The sequence below is a fragment of the Leifsonia sp. NPDC058230 genome (assembly GCF_042882245.1).
Classification (GTDB): domain Bacteria; phylum Actinomycetota; class Actinomycetes; order Actinomycetales; family Microbacteriaceae; genus Leifsonia.
In genome coordinates, this window is record NZ_JBHVWM010000005.1 from 119,252 (window position 1) to 139,808 (window position 20,557).

Below are 20,557 nucleotides of genomic sequence, written 5' to 3' on the forward strand. Positions count from 1 at the left end.
GTCATGTCGGAGAACTGGATCGAGCATCGTCGCGGCCTGGACGGGGAACTCATCGGCTGGATGAAGCCCGTCGGAGACGGCTATGTCGCGATCGACCTCCTCGGACGGGAGAAGACCGGTGTGGTCGATTGGCTGGATGCGGAGGAGACGCTCGACGAGCTCGGCATCGGCTACCTCGCCGATCCGTATGAGCTGCGACTCGACAACGGCGAATGGCTGCGCGTGCGCATGGCCGAAGTATCCGCCCACCAGATCCGGGTGAAGCGGGACGACTGGGGAGACATCAACGTTCCCGAGCTGAGCTACACGCTCCCGTTCCCGGCGCCGGAGACTTTGCGTCCCCTTCGTCCGTGAGAAGCCCGCTGGCCGTGCTCGCATCACCCTCGTTGTCGCGCACGTCTAGCGCCCCCTTCCGGCCTGCCGCTAGCCTGACGCCAGGGCATCGCGGAAGGGGCGGACGATGACGCAGGAGCCGGCGGAGACCTCGACGACCAAGGCTGAACCGTCCACGAAGGGCCGCGCCTGGCTGATCGCCGGCCTCGCCGTGGCTGCAGCGCTCATCCTGATCGCCGGCGGCTTCATCGCCGGGGCGGTCGCAACCCTCGCTCTGAACGCAGGATCGCGCGCCGCCTGCAATGCCGTGTCGGTCGCCGACCGGGTGCTGCCCACGATCGTGACCGTCCTGGTCTCGTCGGGTGGCGGCAACAGCAACGGCAGCGGTGAGATCATCACCAGCGACGGCTACATCCTCACGAACAACCACGTCATCTCGCCGGCGGCCTCGGGTGCGACGCTCCGTGTGCGCTACAGCGACGGCCACGAGACGGATGCGCGGCTCATCGGCCGGGATCCGAAGACCGATCTGGCGGTGATCAAGGTCGAGAGCGATGACGCTCTGCCCGTCATCGACATCGGAAACTCCGGCAACCTGTCCGTCGGTCAGCCGGTGGTCGCCCTCGGCGCCCCGCTCGGGCTCTCGAGCACCGTGACGGCCGGCATCGTGAGTGCGCTCGGGCGCACGGTGCCGGTGCCGAGCGACGACGACCGGAACGCGATCCTGGTGGGGGCCATCCAGACCGACGCCTCGATCAACCCCGGCAACTCCGGTGGCGCCCTGGTCGACTGCAACGGACGGCTGGTCGGAGTGAACACGGCGATCGCGACCGTGCCGGGCAGCGGTGGGCAGGCCAGCACGGGCAGCGTCGGCATCGGTTTCGCTGTGCCGCAGGCGCTCGCCGTGCCGCTGGCGCACCAGCTGATCGAGCACGGCGAGGTCGCCTACCCGACGGCGGGGGTCGAGGTGGTCCCGATCCCGCACGCGGTGGCGGTGCGCTACGGCGTCGCCGACGGGTTGTTCGTGCAGGCGGTCGATCCCGGCGGGCCGGCGGCCGAGGCGGGCATACGGGCCGGGGATGTGATCACGGGGCTGAACGGCCGGCAGGCGGTGAACCTCGACGTGCTGACAACCATCCAGCTGACCCATGAGGCGGGGGACACGATCACGGTCGACTACCTGCGGAACGGGCGGACGCACACGACGACGGTGACACTGGCCGAGCCGTAGGGCTGGCGGCTCGGCTTTCGGAGCGCGTTGAATAGGCGGGTGACGGATGCGGCGGACGAGATTCTGAGGATGGTCGTCGGCGTGCCGGTGCCGCCCGATGCGGAGCACCTCTACGGTGATGATCCGCTCGGCCGTCTCCGCGAACGCAACCTGCGTCGCTACTTCGAACAGCTCGGTGAGCCTCGCGTGCTGCTCCTCGCCGAGGCGCCGGGCTGGCGGGGGATGTGCGTCACGGGTGTTCCCTTCGTCTCGGCCCGTGAGGTGAAAGCGGGGGTGCTCGACGGTCTTGAACTTCCGGACGACCCTGCAGCGCCGTGGGAGGCATCCTCGGCTGTGGTGTGGTCGACGCTCGCCGGATGGCGGGGACCGCTCCCGTTGGCTTGGCCGATCTACCCGCATCACCCGTTCGTCGCGGGGGACCCGCACACGAACCGCACCCCGCGGCCTGGCGAGGTGCGCGCCGGAACACCGGTCGCCCTCGCACTGGCCCGTGCGTTCGGTATCGAGACGATCGTCGCCGTCGGCCGCAAAGCGCAGGGCGCGCTCGCAGCCGAGGGCGTCGAGGCCGATGCGGTGCGGCATCCGGCCCAGGGTGGCGCTCGGCAGTTCGCCGAGCAGGTGGCGAGGCTGAACCGTGCCTGAGGCCGTGAGCAGTCCATCCGTCGCATTGCTGCGTGGAATCAACGTGGGCGGCAACAATCCGGTCGGAATGGCCGACCTCGGCGACTGCTTCCGCGAGGCCGGCTATCGGGATGCGCGCACCTTCAGCGCGAGCGGCAACGTGCTGTTCACTGCCGATCGCGCTCGTGGCCCGGAGCTCGAGGAGGCGCTCGCCCGGATGCTCGAGGCGCGCTTCGGGATCCCGATCCTTGTCGTGGTGCGGTCGAGGGATGAGTTCGCGGCGACGATCGCCGCAGCTCCCCTCGACATCGGTTCCGCCTCGCTGCGCAGCGAAGTCTTCTTCTTGAAGCATCCGCTCACCGCTGAAGCGGCGTTCGCCGAGCTGCCGGAGCTGCGTGAGGGCATCGACTCGATCGCCCCGGGACCAGGCGCCTTGTATTTCTCGCGCCTGGCCGCGCAGGCGACGAAGACCCGCATCACCCGTCTCATGAGCATGCCCCTCTTCCAGCAGATGACCGTGCGCAGCTGGCGGACGAGCACGCGGCTGCTCGAGCTGCTGAACGCCGGTTGACGGGGACAGCCGTCGCGGACGCGACTACGCATGGTCGCGTCCGCTCGACTGCAGCTATTGGTGTGCTCGCTTCTTTCGACGGTTGGCCACCATCCACGCTCCGGCCAGCAGCAACAGGGTTGCAACCGCCACGGGAAGGTCGGTGTCCGCCCCGGTGGTTGCCAGCGCCGGAGGCGCATCCAGGGCAGCGACTCGAACCGACGACTCGGAGGAGGTGACGGTGTCGCCTGTGGGCGATTGCGCGGTCGCGGTTGCGGTGTTCGTGATCGCGCCTGAGTCGATGTCGGTCTGCGTTGCGGTGTAGGTCGCGGTGCAGGTGGTTGTCGTTGCGGGTGCGAGATCGGCAACAGGACAGGTGATGTCGCTCAAGGTTCCGGAGCCGGTGAACGTTGTCTCGTTGATCTGGAGCTGGTCGAGGTTGGTGTTGCCGGTGTTGGTGACGGTGAACGAGTAGCGGATTTGGTCGTCGGCGCCACTGATGTCGGTCACGTTCGCGGTCTTCACCAGTTTCAGTGCCGGCCAGGATTCGACCTCGACTGTCGCCGTCGACTCGTTGTTTGTCGGGTCCGGATCGGTATCCGCTACTGTAACTCGCGCCGTGTTGGTGAGCACCGTTCCGCCTTCGAGGTCACCGATCTTGCCAGTGACGACAAGTGTTGCCGTGCCTCCGACCGGGATCTGGAGCAGTTCATCGATCCGATTTCCCGAGCCGTTGGATGCGCCGCAGCTGGCGCCGTCGACTGCCGCGCACGTCCACGTCACATCGTCGACCTCTGAGGGAACAACATCGACCAGGCGAGCAGCCTGGGCAGCATGCGGTCCTTCATTGGTCACATCAATCGTCCAGCTCGTAGTCCCCTCAGGGGCCACAGTCGGGGCGGGGGCGGTTTTGAAAACGGCAAGGTCAGACGCACAAGGCACCCAATCGAGTTGGATCATGCCATCCGGACCATTGGCTTCTCCAACCGAGGCCGGAGCATATTGGCTGCTGACGTCACGAATCGGGCTGTTGGTGGGGCCGAGCGCTGCTACCCAGCTGGATCCTCCGCCACCACCACCGCCGGTCTCTAAATCCTGCAGTGTGGAGGCGCCGCCGCCGCCACCGGTAGCGCCGCCACCTCCGCCACCTCCCGTGTCCTGTGACCGATCCGGGCCGCCGTTGCCGCCTTGACGGCCGCTTCCCGCCTGACCCGAAACGGTTGCATTGGTGGGATGTATCCCTCCCTGGCCCGCTTGATTGCTCTGTCCGCCCTGGCCTCCGCCGCTGCTCTCGGTTCCGACGGCGCCATCAGTCCCTGGAGCAACGACGCCCGGAGACTGCGGGAGCCCAGCGGCGCCTCCTTGGCCGAGAGAAGGGTCGTGCGTGCCCCCATTGCCGCCTCCTCCGCCGGCGACGAGCACAGACTGCCCTGCAAGAAGCAGCTCGGTGTAGCCACCTCCCCCGGACCCGAGATGGTTGTTGCCTGTGCCGGCGTTTCCGCCCCCAGGAGTCCCGCCTGTGAACGTGCGCGCCCCTCCGCCGCCGATCGTGGCCTCAAACGGCATCCCCGCGACGACATCGATGCGCGCACGTATTTCCGCGGCCGCACCGCCCGCGCTGGGAGCGGGCATGGGACTACCGCCCCCGCCGCCGCGTGCGGTGACCAAGACTTCGCATACGCCGGCCGGCACGGTGCCATCCGCCCGGCCGACTTGCGTGAAAGCAGTCGAGTCCTTCGCGATTGCGGCCGGGCTGTCGGCATGTACCGCCCCCGAGCCCAAAGACAGATAGGCAGAGAGTGTGGCCACGAGGGTGGTCGTCACTACATTTCGAATCGTGGGCAAGCTGTTTCCCTTGGATCTAGACAGCAAAAGTGATTGCCACCTAACGGCAGACGGACGTGGCGCCGCTGTCGGTCTCACTGCGACAGACGGACTCCCACAACAAGTCCAGATCGCGATCTCCCGTTCCGATAACGGAACCGGCTCAGATCGAGCGACGTCGCGTGCGTCGGAGAGTCCCGAGCTCGACTCGGTGCGAACAGGATCGACTCGCGTGCCCCATCTGCCGAGCCTCTGTGATGACGAGGACGAGCGCAGGGAGACCACGACTGCGTTTCGAGTCGGCAGCGGGACGCATCGGGCGTCACGGTTCTAATCAACGACGAGTCATCGCCCCATCTCAGGTGTCAGGGAACGTAGGCATCGGTCAGGGGGTGGCGTCGGTGTTTGCTTGTCGTCGCGTTATGAGGGGGCTCTTGTGGGGTCTTTCATTGTGGTGCGTTAGCGCCGAGCTTGTTCTGGAGACAGAGAAACGTAGGAGACATTTCAGTTATGACGTCACGATTTGTAAGACGCCGGAGGGGGCTTGGTGCGGTTGCTGCGCTGGCTTTGGCTGTGGTTGCGGGGGCTCTATTGCAGCCGGCGCAGCCCGCGCAAGCTAACGTCCCCCCCAGCGTGCACCCGATCCTGTTCAATAGCTTTGGGACGTTCACGAATTTCGCGCCTCTGAACATGGGCGCAGGGGTTCCGACGCTTACGAGAACGGATTCGGGGTGGACGGATCTGGAGCTACCCGAGATCGCGGTTGGTGGTCCGGGGCTTTCCCAGCCGCAGAGTGGGCCAATCCGAAGTCGGTCTACTGGGTTTTGTCTTACGAGTGTGCCCAGTTGGGCTGTTTGCTCCGCTGCTCTAAACCAGCAATGGCGGGTTGGTGCCGGCGGAGGCCTCCCGATATTCAATGGATCTCCACTGTACGCGCTCATAGTAGCCACTCCGCTGGCTGGACCTTCGAGTTTTGCTTTGAACTGGGGTCAAACTGGTGCCAACTACCGGTTGTTCCCCCCGGGCCCGAACTCACAAGGTGGGCTCGTCATGATCTCGAGGGATCTGCGTCTTGTCGATCTCCCGGTGTCGATTGCGACGCCAGCGGCTGGGTCGACGGTTGCGACGCGGAATCCGACGTTCACGGGTACCGGGGCGCCGACTGGGCAGGTGACGGTGCGTGACTCGAACGGGACTGTTTTGTGCACGACGACGGTGCGCGCCGACGGTGGTTGGTCGTGCGCGTCGACTGTTTCGTTGCCGAATGGGCAGCACACGGTGACGGCGACGCAGGTTGTTGATGGTGTCACGACCACCGCTGACCGCACGTTCAGTATTAATGATCCGGGGAACCCAGGTGGTGGGAACGCGTCGGCGTCGGCGGCGGCGGATGCGACCGCGGTTGCTGCGGCGGTTGCTGCGGGGAACGCGGACGCGTCCACTCAAGCCTCGGCTGCTGGTGATGTGTCGGCGGCTGCGGCTGCTCAGACTGCGGCGAACGGGAACGCGTCGGTGGATGCATCTGCTGATGCAACCGCTGCGTCGCAGGCGGCCGCGACCGCGGCGGCGAACGGGGACAATTCGTCGTCCACGAACGCGGCTGCGCAGGCGGCCGCGAATGGTGACGCGTCGGCGGCGGCGCAGTCGGCGGCGATCGCGGATGCGTCCACGGATGCGTCGGCGGATGCGAACGCGAATGCGAATGCGGGTGCGTCGGCGGCGGCGGATGCGAATGGGAACCCGGCGGCGGTTGCTGCGGGGAACGCGGACGCCTCCACCCAGGCCAGCGCTGCCGGTGATGTTTCGGCTTCGGCTGCGGCTCAGGCGGCCGCGAATGCTGACGCATCGACCACGGCGTCGGCGGATGTGTCCACGGACGCGACCGCGGCCTCGAACGCGGCGGCGCAGGCTGCCTCGAACGCGGATAACTCGTCGAACACGAACGCGGCCGCTCAGGCGGCCGCGAATGGCGACGCGTCGGCGGCGGCCCAGTCGGCTGCGATCGCGGATGCGTCTTCGGACGCGTCGGTGAACGGTGGCGGGAACGTGAACGCGGCGGCGTCGGCTGCGGCGGATGCGAACGGGAACCCGGGTGCGTCGGCTGCGGCGGATGCGAATGGGAACCCGGCGGCGGTTGCAGCCGGGAACGCGGACGCGTCCACCCAGGCCAGCGCTGCCAGCGATGTGACGTCGGCTGCCGCCGCTCAGGCTGCGGCGAATGCGACGGCGTCGGTTGATGCGTCTGCTGACGTGTCCACGGATGTCACGGCGGCCTCGAATGCGGCTGCGCAGGCGGCCGCGAACGGTGACGACTCGTCGACCGCGAACGCGGCGGCCACGGCTGCTGCGAACGGGGATGCTTCCCCGGCTGCTCAGTCGGCCGCTACCGCCGATGCGTCCACGGACGCGTCCGGTTCCGCAAGCACTGGCGCGAACGCGTCGGCGTCGGCTGCGGCGGATGCGAACGGGAACCCGGCGGCGGTAGCTGCCGGAAACGCGGACGCGTCCACCCAGGCCAGCGCTGCCACGGATGTGACGGCGGCGGCGGCAGCTCAGGCTGCGGCGAACGTTGACGCGTCGACCACCGCATCGTCGGATGTGACCACGGATGCGACGGCGTCGGCGAACGTGGCGGCTCAGGCTGCTGCGAACGCGGACAACTCGTCGAACACGAACGCAGCAGCCACGGCTGCCACGAACGGTGACGCGTCCACGGCCGCCCAGTCAGCTGCGATCGCGGATGCGTCCTCGGATGCGTCTGGCAACGCCGGTGCCGGTGCGAACGCGAATGCGAATGCGGGTGCGTCGGCTGCGGCGGATGCGAACGGGAACCCGGCGGCGGTTGCTGCCGGGAACGCGGACGCGTCCACCCAAGCGTCGGCAGCGTCGGATGTGACGGCGGCGGCGGCAGCTCAGGCCGCGGCGAACGTTGACGCATCGACCACCGCATCTTCGGATGTGACCACGACGGCGAACGCGGCCTCGAACGCTGCGGCGACTGCTGCTGCGAACGCGGACAACTCGTCGAACACGAACGCGGCCGCTCAGGCTGCCGCGAACGGTGACGCCTCTACGGCGGCCCAGTCGGCTGCGATCGCGGACGCGTCCACCGACGCGTCCGGGAACGCCGGTGCTGGTGCGAACGCTGGCAGCGACACGAACGCGAACGCGGCGGCGTCGGCAGCGGCGGATGCGAACGGGAACCCGGCGGCGGTCGCTGCCGGGAACGCGGACGCGTCCACGCAGGCCAGCGCTGCTAGTGATGTGACGGCGGCTGCGGCAGCTCAGGCTGCGGCGAACACCGACGCATCCACCACGGCGTCGGCTGATGTGACCACGGATGCGACCGCTGCGTCGCAGGCGGCGGCGACTGCTGCCGCGAACGCAGACAACTCGTCCTCCACGAACGCGGCCGCTCAGGCTGCCGCGAACGGCGACGCCTCCACGGCTGCCCAGTCGGCTGCGATCGCGGACGCGTCCACCGACGCGTCCGGCAACGCGGGCGCCGGCGCCAACGCTTCGGCTGATACGAACGCGAACGCGGCGGCGTCGGCTGCGGCGGATGCGAATGGGAACCCGGCGGCTGTCGCTGCGGGGAACGCGGACGCGTCCACTCAGGCGTCGGCTGCATCGGATGTGACGGCGGCTGCGGCAGCTCAGGCCGCGGCGAACGTTGACGCATCCACCACCGCGTCCTCGGATGTGACCACGGATGCGACGGCGTCGGCGAACGTAGCGGCTCAGGCTGCCACGAACGCGGACAACTCGTCGAACACGAACGCGGCCGCGCAGGCTGCCGCCAACGGCGACGCCTCCACGGCGGCCCAGTCCGCTGCCATCGCGGACGCGTCCACCGACGCGTCTGGCAACGCCGGTGCGGGTGCGAACGCGAACGCGGCGGCGTCGGCTGCGGCGGATGCGAATGGGAACCCGGCAGCGGTCGCTGCCGGCAACGCGGACGCCTCCACCCAAGCCTCTGCTGCATCGGACGTGACGGCGGCTGCTGCAGCTCAGGCTGCGGCGAACGCGACCGCGTCGGTTGATGCGTCTGCGGATGTGTCGACGGATGCGACCGCTGCCTCGCAGGCGGCGGCGACTGCTGCTGCGAATGCGGACAACTCGTCGAGCACGAACGCGGCCGCGCAGGCTGCCGCAAACGGTGACGCCTCCACGGCCGCCCAGTCCGCTGCGACCGCGGACGCGTCCACCGACGCGTCCGGCAACGCCGGTGCCGGTGCGAACGCTGGCAGCGACGCGAATGCGAACGCGGCGGCGTCGGCTGCGGCGGATGCGAACGGGAACCCGGCAGCGGTCGCTGCCGGCAACGCGGACGCCTCCACCCAGGCCAGCGCTGCTAGTGATGTGACCGCTTCGGCTGCGGCTCAGGCCGCCGCGAATGTTGACGCCTCCACTACCGCATCTTCGGATGTGACCACTACGGCGAACGCAGCCGCTAACGCTGCGGCGACTGCTGCTGCGAACGCGGACAACTCGTCGAACACGAACGCGGCTGCTCAGGCTGCTGCGAATGGTGACGCGTCGTCGGCGGCTCAGTCGGCTGCGATCGCGGATGCGTCGACCGACGCGTCGGGCAACGCAAGTGCTGGAGCGAATGCGAACGCGGCGGCGTCGGCGGCGGCGGATGCGAACGGGAACCCGGCGGCGGTTGCTGCCGGGAACGCGGACGCCTCCACCCAGGCGTCGGCAGCGTCGGATGTGACGGCGGCGGCTGCGGCTCAGGCTGCGGCGAATGTTGACGCGTCGACCACCGCATCGTCGGATGTGACCACGGATGCGACGGCGTCGGCGAACGTGGCGGCTCAGGCTGCTGCGAACGCGGATAACTCGTCGAGCACGAACGCGGCTGCTCAGGCTGCCGCGAACGGTGACGCCTCTACGGCGGCCCAGTCGGCTGCGATCGCGGACGCGTCCACCGACGCGTCCGGGAACGCCGGTGCTGGTGCGAACGCTGGCAGCGACACGAACGCGAATGCGGGTGCATCTGCTGCGGCGGATGCGAATGGGAACCCGGCGGCGGTTGCTGCCGGGAACGCGGACGCGTCCACGCAGGCCAGCGCTGCTAGTGATGTGACGGCGGCTGCTGCGGCTCAGGCTGCGGCGAACGCGACCGCGTCGGTTGATGCGTCTGCGGATGTGTCGACGGATGCGACCGCTGCCTCGCAGGCGGCGGCGACTGCTGCTGCGAATGCGGACAACTCGTCGAGCACGAACGCGGCCGCGCAGGCTGCCGCGAATGGTGACGCGTCGTCGGCGGCTCAGTCGGCTGCGATCGCGGATGCGTCGACCGATGCGTCCGGCAACACGGGTGCCGGTGCGAACGCTTCGGCTGACACGAATGCGAACGCTGGTGCATCGGCTGCGGCGGATGCGAATGGGAACCCGGCGGCGGTTGCTGCCGGGAACGCGGACGCGTCCACCCAGGCCAGCGCTGCCACGGATGTGACGGCGGCGGCGGCAGCTCAGGCGGCGGCGAACACCGACGCATCCACCACGGCGTCGGCTGATGTGACCACGGATGCGACGGCGTCGGCGAACGTGGCGGCTCAGGCTGCTGCAAATGCGGACAACTCGTCGAACACAAACGCAGCAGCCACGGCTGCCGCGAACGGGAGCGCGTCGGCTGCTGCCCAGTCGGCGGCAACCGCGGATGCGACTTCGGATGCGTCTGCAGGCGCGGGAGCGAACGCGAATGCGGGTGCGTCGGCTGCGGCGGATGCGAATGGCAACCCGGCGGCGGTCGCTGCCGGAAACGCGGACGCGTCCACCCAGGCCAGCGCTGCCACGGATGTGACGGCGGCTGCGGCAGCTCAGGCGGCGGCGAACACCGACGCATCCACCACGGCGTCGGCTGATGTGACCACGGATGCGACCGCTGCGTCGCAGGCGGCGGCGACTGCTGCCGCGAACGCAGACAACTCGTCCTCCACGAACGCGGCCGCTCAGGCTGCCGCGATCGGCGACGCCTCCACGGCTGCCCAGTCGGCTGCGATCGCGGACGCGTCCACCGACGCGTCCGGCAACGCGGGCGCTGGTGCGAACGCGGGAGCGTCGGCTTCGGCTGACACGAATGCGAACGCGGGTGCATCTGCTGCGGCGGATGCGAACGGGAACCCGGCGGCGGTTGCTGCCGGGAACGCGGACGCCTCCACCCAGGCCAGCGCCGCCGCGGATGTAACGGCAGCGGCTGCAGCTCAGGCTGCGGCAAACGTTGACGCCTCCACTACCGCATCTTCGGATGTGACCACTACGGCGAACGCAGCCGCTAACGCTGCGGCGACTGCTGCTGCGAACGCGGACAACTCGTCGAACACGAACGCGGCCGCGCAGGCTGCCGCCAACGGTGACGCCTCCACGGCGGCCCAGTCGGCTGCGATCGCGGACGCGTCCTCGGATGCGTCCGGCAACGCCGGTGCCGGTGCGAACGCGAATGCTTCGGCTGATGCGAATGCGAATGCGGGTGCGTCGGCTGCGGCGGATGCGAACGGGAACCCGGCGGCGGTTGCTGCCGGCAACGCGGACGCGTCCACCCAGGCGTCGGCTGCATCGGACGTGACGGCGGCTGCTGCAGCTCAGGCTGCCGCGAACGCGACCGCGTCGGTTGATGCGTCTGCGGATGTGTCCACGGATGCGACCGCTGCCTCGCAGGCGGCAGCGACCGCTGCCGCGAACGCAGACAACTGGTCGAACACGAACGCTGCAGCGCAGGCTGCCGCCAACGGTGACGCCTCCACGGCCGCCCAGTCCGCTGCGACCGCGGATGCGTCCACCGACGCGTCCGGCAACGCCGGTGCCGGTGTGAACGCGAATGCTTCGGCTGATGCGAATGCGAATGCGAACGCGGCGGCATCGGCGGCGGCGGATGCGAACGGGAACCCGGCGGCGGTTGCTGCCGGCAACGCGGACGCCTCCACGCAAGCCTCGGCTGCCGCGGATGTGACGGCAGCGGCTGCAGCTCAGGCGGCCGCGAACGTTGACGCCTCGACGACGGCGTCTGCTGATGTGGCCACGACGGCGGACGCGGCCTCGAACGTGTCGGCTCAGGCTGCCGCGAACGCGGACAACTCGTCGAACACGAACGCAGCAGCCACCGCTGCCGCGAACGGTGACGCCTCCCCGGCTGCCCAGTCCGCGGCTACTGCGGATGCCTCCACGGATGCGTCCGGCAACGCCGGTGCCGGTGCGAACGCCGGTGCCAGCGCTTCGGTGAACGCGAACGCTTCGTCCTCGGCCTCGGCTGCGGGCAACGCGAACGCGGGTGCGGGTGCGTCGGTGAGTGCGAACGGCACGGCCAGCAGCAACGGCAATGTCGGTGCCAATGCATCCGTCGGTGATGACTCGCTGGCGCGCACTGGTCTGGATGTGGCCGGTTGGCTCATCATTGCCGGCCTGCTGTCCGGGCTTGGCATTGTGCTCACCGTCGTGATCGGGCGCCGCCGGCGTCGCGAGCACGAGAACGCCGAAGACGCCACCGTCTAGGCATAACCACACGTTGGGGAGCCCTGTCAGTCGACAGGGCTCCCCGACTGGTTTCAGCCACAGAACCCCCAGCACGCGGTCGACGGCGGAATGCTGCGACTTGAGCTGAGCAACGCGGGCTGGCGCGTCGGCATTCAGACCGTGGTACGGCCACGGATGCGGAATGGGCACCTCGGATGGCCCAATGACGCACGATGTCCGTCCGGCGACCGACGTACCCGTCGGACCGTCTCGGACTGGGTCGACGGGTTCCTGGCCCGGCGAACCGGAGCTGATTCGGCGCTTGGAACCCGGCTCGATCCGGTCGCCGACCGGTTCGTGGCCGCGGCCGCTGCTATCGGCTTCATCCTCGGCGATATCGTGCCGTGGCAGTGCCGGACTGCTGCTGATCCCCGACGTCCTCCTGGCGCTCACCGCCGCAGTCGCGTTTCGCGGAACTGCGAACATCCCTGTCACCTGGACGGGCAAATCCGCACCATCCTGATCTTCACCGGAATGGCATCGATGCTGGCCGGCGAGACGCTCGGTGAGCACGACGTCGCCAACGCAAGACGTCCTCTTCCCTCTAGACGGCAGAGGTTCGATACCGAGGACAGGTTCGGTCCAGGCTTCGCATTCCGTCGGTCAGCGATCGCACCGTCCGGCTCGCGGGTCCGAGCAAGCCCGCCACGTTGCGCGTTGCTCCTCCGGCGTGATGATCGTCCCGTCAGACGCGGTGACCGAGGTGAGGAAGTTCGGCATTCCAAGCGCGAGTGCGCACGCGTCGAGGGCCGGGCTGAGCTCGTCATAGAAGCCGAGCGGCCACCGCTGCGCCCGATTGAGAGCCCAGTGGTCGACTCGGTACATCATCAACGACTCGTGGGTGTCCTGCTGCGCCGCGAGCCAGCACTCAATCTGGTACCGGATCTGGAGCCCATCGTCGAGCACCAACCAGACCCGCTCCCCCTGCGTCATCACGCGCATGCGCAAACCCTCCTTCGCTTTACGCGGCTGTTTCTTGACGGGGAACCCCTCCCCGTGGGAGCGGGGTCACGAGCGCAACGCCCACTGCGACCCACACGGCGAGGCTTCCGCCGCCGTCCCTAGTTTTCGATTTTTGTTGTGGACCGTTCGGGTGAGAACGCGTACAGCTGCTCGCCCTCGCTCGCAATCCACCACGACCCATCGCAAACGACCGACGCCTTCTTCTCGACACCCTCAGGCCACCAGGTGGCCTCGATAGTGGGGACGCCCAAGTAGGTGAGTGTTGCGCCGGAGTCGAGCTTCTTTGGGGCACGCTCGATCGGTGTTCCGGGAGTGTGAGCTTCGCAGTTGCCGGGCAGGTCACGCAATGTGGAACGCATGATGAGGATCCGCTCGCTGCCGGTCGTGCGAATCTTCTCTTTGATGTCGCGTGCGTCAGCGGGGACCCAACTGGGAAGGGTGGCGTCGGTGCTGGCCAGGCCTTCAGCTCCCGTCGCGTACGCAATCGCGCGAATGTGCCCCTGCTGGTTCTCGGTGATGGCATCAAAGACGCTGCACGATGAGAGAGCCAACGCCGTCACGATCGCCAGGCTGGAAGCTGCCAGTACTTTACGTTTCTCGTTCATAAATACGAGTCTGTTCCAAGAACTCGATTTGCTCATCCGTCGCTGGGACAGGAAGGGAGCCCCCTTGTGAGGTATCCAGAGTCGTACCTCAGTACCCCTCACCAAGATGGCGAGGTGTCGGGATCTGTGGCGACTACTCGGAGTGTGCGTTAGAGAACGACCCCATTGATAAGACCAATTGCCCGCATCAAATTTCACGATAGCGAGAGATCAGCAGGCTCGCGTCACTCTAAAGATGCGCGGAGGTGGTCGTGGAGTCTTCGGGCTACTCGTCCCATGAGGGCTTCTGCCGCGGGTTGAAGCGACGTTGGCACACGGGATTCGGTGAGGGCTGCGATCGCGAAGGTGTGGCCTCCTCGGTGTTCGACGACACCGATTTCGTGCCGGAGGTTCAGGAGAGTTCCGGTTTTGGACGCCCACGACGATGCCTCCGAGATGAAGTCCGGGGTGAGCCGTTGTCGATGCTGGTTTGCCGCCATGAGAGTCCGTGTCCGATTCGCAACATCGGTGTCGATGCGAGTCGGCCGCCAAAGCGCTTCAAGGAGGTCGACCAGGGCACGAGCCGTGGAGATGCTTGCTGCGGATGTGTCGAGTTCGGGGAGCCGGTGGCCGCGCCCGTCGGTCGATCCAAGGACGGCGAGTTCGTGCGCGAGGTGGGTGTCCTCAGGTGGGAGTTTCTCAGCGAGCGTCTCGGCAAGTTCGCCTGCGCTATGACGCACCGCGATTCCGTGGACGCCCAGTTCCTTCAGGAGGTCGACGACCGCTTCGGGGCCAGTCAAAGCGAAGAGGGCATCCGCTGCAGCGCCGTCGCTGAGTGACGTGCTGAGGTAGACGAGGTCGTCGATAGCGACCGTGGCCGGATGCCTGAATCTACTGATTCCGGTGGGACCGGGTGTTGTGATCTTGCCGGGTGGAACGGTGATGGGAGTTGATCCATCCAATTCGCCTCGGCGAATGCGTTCAAGAGTCGCGATCGCCAGCGGGACCTTCACGACCGATGCGATCGGGTATGCGGCATCGGGATCGATGCCGATCTCTTCGCCGGTGTCGAGGTCTCGGACCAGGAAAGAACCGATCAAGCCGCCGCTTTCCAGCTGGCACCTGAGTTCGTCGATGACGGTGAGTTCGATCATTCGGTCCCTTGCTGAATGGAATGGAGGCAGCGGCCGACGGCTGCGCTGAGGCTGCGTTGGATGTGGTCGGCGTCTGCGAGATCCGTTGCCGCAAGATCGTATCCGCGGACCAAATGCAGGTCGCCCAACGGCTGCCAGTTGAGACCCAGCTGGTCGGCCTGTTCCTGCGGACACAGTAGCAAGTCACGCGTGGCGTAGACCTCAGCCGTTGCGACTGTTGTGGACTGGGTAGTGACCAGCTGAGCAGGCGCCAACCCGCTGCTGTCGCGAAGTCTTGTCAGTCGGTCACGGATTCCCGGCACGTCATCTTCGGCCTGCAGCCATATCCGAACTGCGTCCTCACGATCCATCCGGCCCGGTCGGATCGTATCGAAGAAGAACGCCCCGTGGCGCGACCTATCGGATCCCGCCACTCCTAAGCTCACCGACCATGCTGCTTCGGCCGGCGGTACGGGCACAACGGCGACGTTCACATCGGACAGGCGAACCTGCTCGAGGCGGTCGGGTGGGTCGGCGGTGACCACCTCGATGTGCATTCCCTCCCGTCGCGCGTCCACCACGAGGCGAGCGAGATCCGCGACTGCGATCCCTTGTGGCAACGCCAGGCGCAGGGTGCGTGATCGCGCCCTCTCCGCGTCAAGGTTGAGGCTGGCTGCTGCACGGATCAAACGCGTAGCGGAGGGTAGCAAGGCTCTACCGAATGGAGTCAAGACCGCCTTTCGAGAACTCCTGTCAATGAGATGATCGCCCAGGCGGCCCTCCAGCGCAGCAATCCGTCGACTGGCCACTGACTGAGGTATGCCTGCGGCAGCCGCACCCACAGTGAAACTTCCCCGCTCCCCCACGTTGACGAAGGCTACGCACGCCGCAATCAGGTCCATAGGCCCGCATTCTATGCCAAAACGGCATGTAATTACCCTCTTGCGTCTTCGACAGCATCACATGGTCTATCGACGATTGGGTAATGAGATCCAACGCGAGCTCCCAGACCACAGCGCCCATCCTGACGCCAATTCGCGGATACGAGGCCGGGCGATGAGCGCACGGACGACCGCAGGCGCCTTCGCCGCGTTCGTCGGCGTGAGTGCAGTTGCTGGAATTCTGGTGTCGGCTGCCGTGACCCCCGCAATCGCGGTTACCGGACTGGCCGCCAATCACAGCATCGGCGTCTTCGAGGGCCTTCCCGAGTACCTGCAGATAGATCAGCTCGCCCAGCCGACCACCATTTATGCCAAGGAGGGCGATCAGGATGTCGCCCTCGCGACGTTCTACGCGCAGAACCGTCTGCCTGTCGCGTTCGACGAAATCGCGCAGGGCGTCAAAGACGCCGCGATCGCCGGCGAGGACCCCCGGTACTACAGCCACGCCGGCGTCGATGTCCAGGGCACCATCCGCGGTGCCCTCTCCGCGGTCGTCGGGAACGACGTCCAGGGTGGATCCTCGATCACCCAGCAGTACGTCAAGAACGTGCTGCTGCAGAAGTGCGAGGCGAAGCCCGTGAAGACCAAGGAGGAGAAGGCCGCGTACCGGGCCTGTGTCGACGACTCCACGGGAGTGACACCCGACCGCAAGGTCAAGGAGATGAAGCTCGCCATCGGGCTGGAGAAGAAATACTCGAAAGACCAGATCCTCGCTGGATACCTCAACATCGCCGGCTACGGCGGCTCTGTCTATGGCATCGAGGCTGCCGCGCGCTACTACTTCGGAGTCACGGCAGCTCAGCTCAGCCCCGCCCAAGCCGCCAGCCTGGTGGCGATGGTCAACGAACCGACGAGTCTCAAGCTCGACAATCCGGAGAGCAAGACGAATGGTGCCGCCAACGGCTACCAGGCCAACAAGGATCGCCGCGACTACATCCTCGGCAAGATGTATCAGCAGAGGATGCTGACGAAGGGGCAGTACGAAGAGGCCGTTCAGACCCCGATCGCGCCCGTGATCACACCGTCTGTCCGTGGCTGCCAGACCGCTGCCGGTGCGGCTTTCTTCTGCGACTACGTGCAGCGCATCATCCTCAACGATCCGTCGTTCGGCGCGACCCAGGACGATCGCGCCTCGAACTTCAACCGGGGCGGGTACCAGATCTACACGACGCTCGACCTGGACCTCCAGCGGGTGGCTGAGGAGACGATGGCCAGTTATGTGCCGCAGACGTTCGGGGACGTCGACCTTGGTGGTTCGCTCGTCGGTGTCCAGCCTGGAACTGGGCGGGTGCTCTACATGGCGCAGAACAAGCAGTACAGCCAAGACCCGGAGTTGCTCAACCAGGGTGGTCAGTTCTCTGGCGTGAACTACTCAACGGACCGCGCCTACGGGGGTTCGTCCGGGTTCCAGGTCGGGTCGACGTACAAGGTGTTCACGCTGGCGGAATGGCTGAAGCAAGGCCATTCGCTGTACGAGTCGGTGAATGCGAACTACCGCACGTACCATCAAACGGATTTCACCGACAGCTGCGGAGGCCCGTGGACCGGACAATATCGGCCGGACAACGACGCGCCCGGCCAGACCGGCATGCGCAACGCGCTGCAGGCGACCAGCCAGTCGATCAATACGGCTTTTGTCGCCATGGCATACCAGCTCGATCTCTGCAACATCCGAAAAGACGCCGAAGCGTTCGGCGTCCACACCGCAACAGGAGCGCCGCTGAACACCAACCCTTCCTCCGTGCTCGGTACGAATACGATCTCGCCTCTGACGATGGCGACCGCCTTCGCGGGCATTGCGAACAACGGCCTCACCTGCACGCCGATCGCAATCGACAGGATTACCGATGGCACCGGCGAGGAGATCGCTCCCCCCGCGACAAGCTGCGTCCAATCGGTCGACCCCGCCGTTGCGAACGCTATGGCGTACGCCCTCAAAGGATCGATCGAGAACGGAACAGCGCGAGGGACGAACTCCACCGGCGTCGACATGCTCGGCAAGACCGGAACCACCGACGGCAGCCAACAGCTGTGGCTCGTCGCGGCGACGACGAAGGTTGCCGGAGCGTACTGGGTCGGCAATGTAACTGGTGGCGCGGACATGCGAGCGATCTATCCGTCGCACAGGACCACGCCCGCAAACGCTCGGACCCGCGTCATGAACGCAGTGATGACCGCAGCGGTGAACAAGTATGGCGGCGAAGACTTCGGCAAGCCGGGTGGCAAGCTGGTGCGCCGTCTTCAGGTCGCCATCCCGGATGTGATCGGCAAAACACTCGAGGAGGGCATGTCGATCCTGAAGAACCTCGGCCTCGACAGCGTCGATGGCGGCCCGATCGACGCTGCCAGCCCGAGCGGAACTGTCGTTCGCACGGATCCGGGAGCCGGCACCTTGGTGACGGAAGGCGGCAGGGTCACTTTCTACACGAGCAACGGGACCCTCGCCACTCTCCCTGAGGACGCGGATTAGACGCCCACGGGCAGACGGTCGACCGGGTTCCGGGTGTGTCTGGGTTGGGTTTGCTGTCGCGTTATGACTCAGGTCTCACGGTGTCCTTCTCTGTAATGCATCAAGTGGCTAGACGTCACGAGATGCATACGGGTAGGCAAAGAGCCGATCCGATGAGACTAAGGGGAATCATCAATGCGTATGAGACGAAAGATAAGGGCGATGGGTGCGGTGTCTGCGTTCGCCGTGGGGGTAACAGTCCTGGCTCTCAGTAGCCCGGCATCTGCTGCACCAATGGTCCAATCGCCAGAAACGACGTCCATCCCGGTGACGATCAGTACTCCAGCTGCTGGGTCCACGGTCAACACGGATCGCCCCACGTTTGCTGGCTCCGGTGAGCCATCAGCTCACCTTGTGGTCTCAGCCCAGAACGGACTTGGGATCTGCGCGACCCTCGTCAGTGCTGCTGGATCATGGTCGTGTACGCCCTCGTTCGCACTGCCACACGGGCCGTTCACAGTTACCGTGCATCAGCAGGCGCAATATGACGCCACGACGGCAGAGCGCTCATTCAACATCCTCTTCGGCCCCTTGACCATAAGCTCTCCGGTTGCCGGGTCCACGATCGATACAGGTCACCCGATCTTTGTTGGAGGCGGCACGCCATCGGCAGATCTCAGGATCTACGACCTCTGGGACGGGGATGTGCTGTGCACGACAACAGTGGGCGTCAGTGGGGCATGGTCATGTCCTTCGACCGTCGAGCTGTCCAACGGGGAGCACACCGTTTTGGCACTCCAGGTTGACCCAGGAGGCCACCCGACAACAAGTGAACTGACGTTCATCGTTGACAGCACCGACTAAGTGCCCGCCGGGCGTATGCGTGTGCGCGTGCGTGGAAAGCGCTAACACATAGGCGCAGACCTAAGCCGTGGCCACCGAGATCTTCGTCGGCCACGGCTTAGGCGTGGCGCACACGTTGATGCTGGTTCTTCATCGCGGCGGGGCGCACATTCGTGACCGTCTCCACCGCCTAGTGACGCGTTATGAAACAGCCGATGAAGGATCCCGCATGGTGAGGGGCAGGCAGCCGCCTCCAGCGCATCGGAGAAGACGCATGATCCAGAGAACGCAAACACCGTCCAGAGGCGCGAGCCGCTATTGGCTGATCCTGCTCGTGGCATGGATGATGTCCACCTTCGCCGTCTCGCCGGCGCACGCTGCCTCCACCGCCACGATCGTGACCTCCCTGAACGTTCAACAGGACCAGGCGTTCAACGGCGCCCAGATCCGAATCGATTTCACCTTCGAGCTCCCTGCCACGGCAGTTGAAGGCGACAGCTCGACGCTGACACTTCCGAGCACTCTCCGGGTCGCACCCGATCTCTCTGTTCCGCTCGTGGATGCCCTCGGGAACGTCGTTGGAACCATCACGGCGTCGGGCCCCAACGAGATCACCTTCACGTTCTCCGACTTCGTCACCAACTCCGGTGCCGTCACCGGTTCCGGATTCTTCTCCGCTCAGGTGAGCGACCCCGGCGCCAACGGGACCGAAATCAGCCTCGTCTTCACGAACGGCGACCGGACGTTCGAGGAATTCATCACCACCCTCCCATCCGCGACGGCGAGCTTGGACCTGGTCTGGGTCCTCGGCACCTGGAACGACTCAGACCGCGGCACGATCACTGCCGAGGAGGCGATCAGCTGGCGAATCGACACGCCTCGCGGCCCGTGGCTCGACCAATCCGTCACCTTCCGTCCGACGGACGCAACCAGCATCCTCAGGTGCGACAGCATCGCCTTCTTCGAACACCAGACCCCGCCGGGGTCCACAGCCCACCAACCCTCAGATCGACTGCAGCCCACCAGCGATGCCGACATCGTGATCCACTCGTGCACGCCCGACGAGATCACCGTCACGTTCACCAGCCCCACACCGGCCGATGTGATCCGCTCCTTCACACTGGCCGCGGACACACGTGACACCGACTCGACGCTCACCTTCGCTGCCGAAGCAACCGCCACCAACTCCACCAGCAACTCCCGGTGGTTCAACTTCGTCACCCGTCCCGTATCCGGCGGTGCAGGCGAAGGCACCCCCGCGCCCACACCGACGGTCACGCCAACGCCGGCTCCCTCACCGACCCCCGACGGCCCGACGGAAGCAACGAGCAACGCTGCGGGCCAGCCCACGCAACCCGCACGTCTCGCACAAACCGGCACAGATACAACGCCGCTCGTCATTGCGGCCGTCGGCGCCACTGCAGCGGGATTCGGCGTCCTCGCCACCCGATATCTGCTCAGAAGGTCGTATTCGCGGGGATGTCGTTATGAGCGCGGCCTTCTTGACTCTGAGTTCTTGGAGGCCCGTAAAAACCCATGGGCTCGATAGAGGGCCGCTTCCCGGCCC

The 20,557-nt window shown here is 66.5% G+C and carries 13 protein-coding genes and 2 pseudogenes; 9 read left to right on the forward strand and 6 right to left on the reverse strand.

Features of this window, described 5'->3' with window-relative positions; genetic code table 11:
* The first annotated feature begins 3 nt into the window (after positions 1-3).
* From ACFVV0_RS16630 to ACFVV0_RS16645, 4 genes are all read left to right on the forward strand, one after another.
* On the forward strand, positions 4-354 hold the full coding sequence (locus ACFVV0_RS16630) for a hypothetical protein (protein ID WP_387065504.1): 351 nt from the start codon (positions 4-6) through the stop codon (positions 352-354).
* A gap of 106 nt (positions 355-460) precedes the next feature.
* Positions 461-1,564, forward strand: coding sequence for a S1C family serine protease (locus ACFVV0_RS16635; RefSeq protein ID WP_387065507.1), 1,104 nt, complete (start codon positions 461-463; stop codon positions 1,562-1,564).
* 39 nt (positions 1,565-1,603) lie between these two features.
* Positions 1,604-2,206, forward strand: coding sequence for a uracil-DNA glycosylase (locus tag ACFVV0_RS16640; protein WP_387065510.1), 603 nt, complete (start codon positions 1,604-1,606; stop codon positions 2,204-2,206).
* A gap of 4 nt (positions 2,207-2,210) precedes the next feature.
* Positions 2,211-2,756 carry a DUF1697 domain-containing protein gene (locus tag ACFVV0_RS16645; protein ID WP_387065513.1) on the forward strand — a complete coding sequence of 182 codons (546 nt, stop codon included), beginning with the start codon at positions 2,211-2,213 and terminating at the stop codon, positions 2,754-2,756.
* Between the two features lie 54 nt (positions 2,757-2,810).
* Here the strand turns inward: ACFVV0_RS16645 and ACFVV0_RS16650 are convergent, their stop codons facing one another.
* The gene (locus tag ACFVV0_RS16650) at positions 2,811-3,695 is read right to left on the reverse strand and encodes a DUF11 domain-containing protein (RefSeq protein WP_387065516.1); all 885 of its coding nucleotides are present in this window, start codon (positions 3,693-3,695) and stop codon (positions 2,811-2,813) included.
* A 2,376-nt stretch (positions 3,696-6,071) separates the two neighbouring features.
* On the opposite strand from ACFVV0_RS16650, the gene ACFVV0_RS16655 reads away from it, so the two are divergent.
* A complete protein-coding gene (locus tag ACFVV0_RS16655) occupies positions 6,072-12,056 on the forward strand; it encodes a hypothetical protein (protein ID WP_387065518.1) in 5,985 nt (1,994 codons plus the stop codon).
* A gap of 156 nt (positions 12,057-12,212) precedes the next feature.
* Positions 12,213-12,413 (forward strand): annotated as a pseudogene (locus ACFVV0_RS16660) (CDP-alcohol phosphatidyltransferase family protein); the annotation flags it as partial.
* A gap of 267 nt (positions 12,414-12,680) precedes the next feature.
* Here ACFVV0_RS16660 and ACFVV0_RS16665 read toward each other — a convergent pair.
* From ACFVV0_RS16665 to ACFVV0_RS16685, 5 genes and pseudogenes are all read right to left on the reverse strand, one after another.
* Positions 12,681-13,019 carry a hypothetical protein gene (locus ACFVV0_RS16665; protein ID WP_387066372.1) on the reverse strand — a complete coding sequence of 113 codons (339 nt, stop codon included), beginning with the start codon at positions 13,017-13,019 and terminating at the stop codon, positions 12,681-12,683.
* Positions 13,020-13,138: 119 nt separating this feature from the next.
* Positions 13,139-13,645: a hypothetical protein gene (locus tag ACFVV0_RS16670; RefSeq protein WP_387065519.1), complete on the reverse strand. Its 507-nt coding sequence runs from the start codon at positions 13,643-13,645 to the stop codon at positions 13,139-13,141.
* 224 nt (positions 13,646-13,869) lie between these two features.
* Positions 13,870-14,778: a serine hydrolase gene (locus ACFVV0_RS16675; protein ID WP_387065522.1), complete on the reverse strand. Its 909-nt coding sequence runs from the start codon at positions 14,776-14,778 to the stop codon at positions 13,870-13,872.
* Positions 14,775-15,446, reverse strand: a complete 672-nt coding sequence (locus ACFVV0_RS16680; protein ID WP_387066374.1) for a LysR family transcriptional regulator — start codon at positions 15,444-15,446, stop codon at positions 14,775-14,777. The genes ACFVV0_RS16675 and ACFVV0_RS16680 overlap by 4 nt, the downstream gene beginning before the upstream one ends.
* Positions 15,447-15,530: 84 nt before the next feature.
* Positions 15,531-15,599, reverse strand: a pseudogene (locus tag ACFVV0_RS16685) (hypothetical protein); the annotation flags it as partial.
* Between ACFVV0_RS16685 and ACFVV0_RS16690 the strand changes: the two are divergent.
* The 3 genes from ACFVV0_RS16690 to ACFVV0_RS16700 all read left to right on the forward strand — a co-directional run bounded on the left by ACFVV0_RS16690 (position 15,577) and on the right by ACFVV0_RS16700 (position 20,539).
* Positions 15,577-18,168, forward strand: coding sequence for a transglycosylase domain-containing protein (locus tag ACFVV0_RS16690; protein ID WP_387065525.1), 2,592 nt, complete (start codon positions 15,577-15,579; stop codon positions 18,166-18,168). The pseudogene ACFVV0_RS16685 and the gene ACFVV0_RS16690 sit on opposite strands and share 23 nt — an antisense overlap.
* A 273-nt stretch (positions 18,169-18,441) precedes the next feature.
* Positions 18,442-19,011 (forward strand): Ig-like domain-containing protein, encoded by a 570-nt coding sequence (locus tag ACFVV0_RS16695; protein ID WP_387065528.1) that lies wholly within the window; start codon positions 18,442-18,444, stop codon positions 19,009-19,011.
* Between the two features lie 67 nt (positions 19,012-19,078).
* Positions 19,079-20,539, forward strand: a complete 1,461-nt coding sequence (locus ACFVV0_RS16700) for an Ig-like domain-containing protein (RefSeq protein ID WP_387065531.1) — start codon at positions 19,079-19,081, stop codon at positions 20,537-20,539.
* The last annotated feature ends 18 nt before the right edge of the window (positions 20,540-20,557 follow it).

What these genes read in the sequence shown, in the direction of transcription:
- ACFVV0_RS16630 (WP_387065504.1), top strand. Translation starts at nt 4, where the DNA reads ATGTCGGAGAACTGGATCGAGCATCGTCGCGGCCTGGACGGGGAACTC.
- ACFVV0_RS16635 (WP_387065507.1), top strand. Translation starts at nt 461, where the DNA reads ATGACGCAGGAGCCGGCGGAGACCTCGACGACCAAGGCTGAACCGTCC.
- ACFVV0_RS16650 (WP_387065516.1), bottom strand. Translation starts at nt 3,695, where the DNA reads ATGATCCAACTCGATTGGGTGCCTTGTGCGTCTGACCTTGCCGTTTTC.
- ACFVV0_RS16665 (WP_387066372.1), bottom strand. Translation starts at nt 13,019, where the DNA reads ATGCGCGTGATGACGCAGGGGGAGCGGGTCTGGTTGGTGCTCGACGAT.
- ACFVV0_RS16670 (WP_387065519.1), bottom strand. Translation starts at nt 13,645, where the DNA reads ATGAACGAGAAACGTAAAGTACTGGCAGCTTCCAGCCTGGCGATCGTG.
- ACFVV0_RS16675 (WP_387065522.1), bottom strand. Translation starts at nt 14,778, where the DNA reads ATGATCGAACTCACCGTCATCGACGAACTCAGGTGCCAGCTGGAAAGC.
- ACFVV0_RS16690 (WP_387065525.1), top strand. Translation starts at nt 15,577, where the DNA reads ATGCCTGCGGCAGCCGCACCCACAGTGAAACTTCCCCGCTCCCCCACG.
- ACFVV0_RS16695 (WP_387065528.1), top strand. Translation starts at nt 18,442, where the DNA reads ATGGTCCAATCGCCAGAAACGACGTCCATCCCGGTGACGATCAGTACT.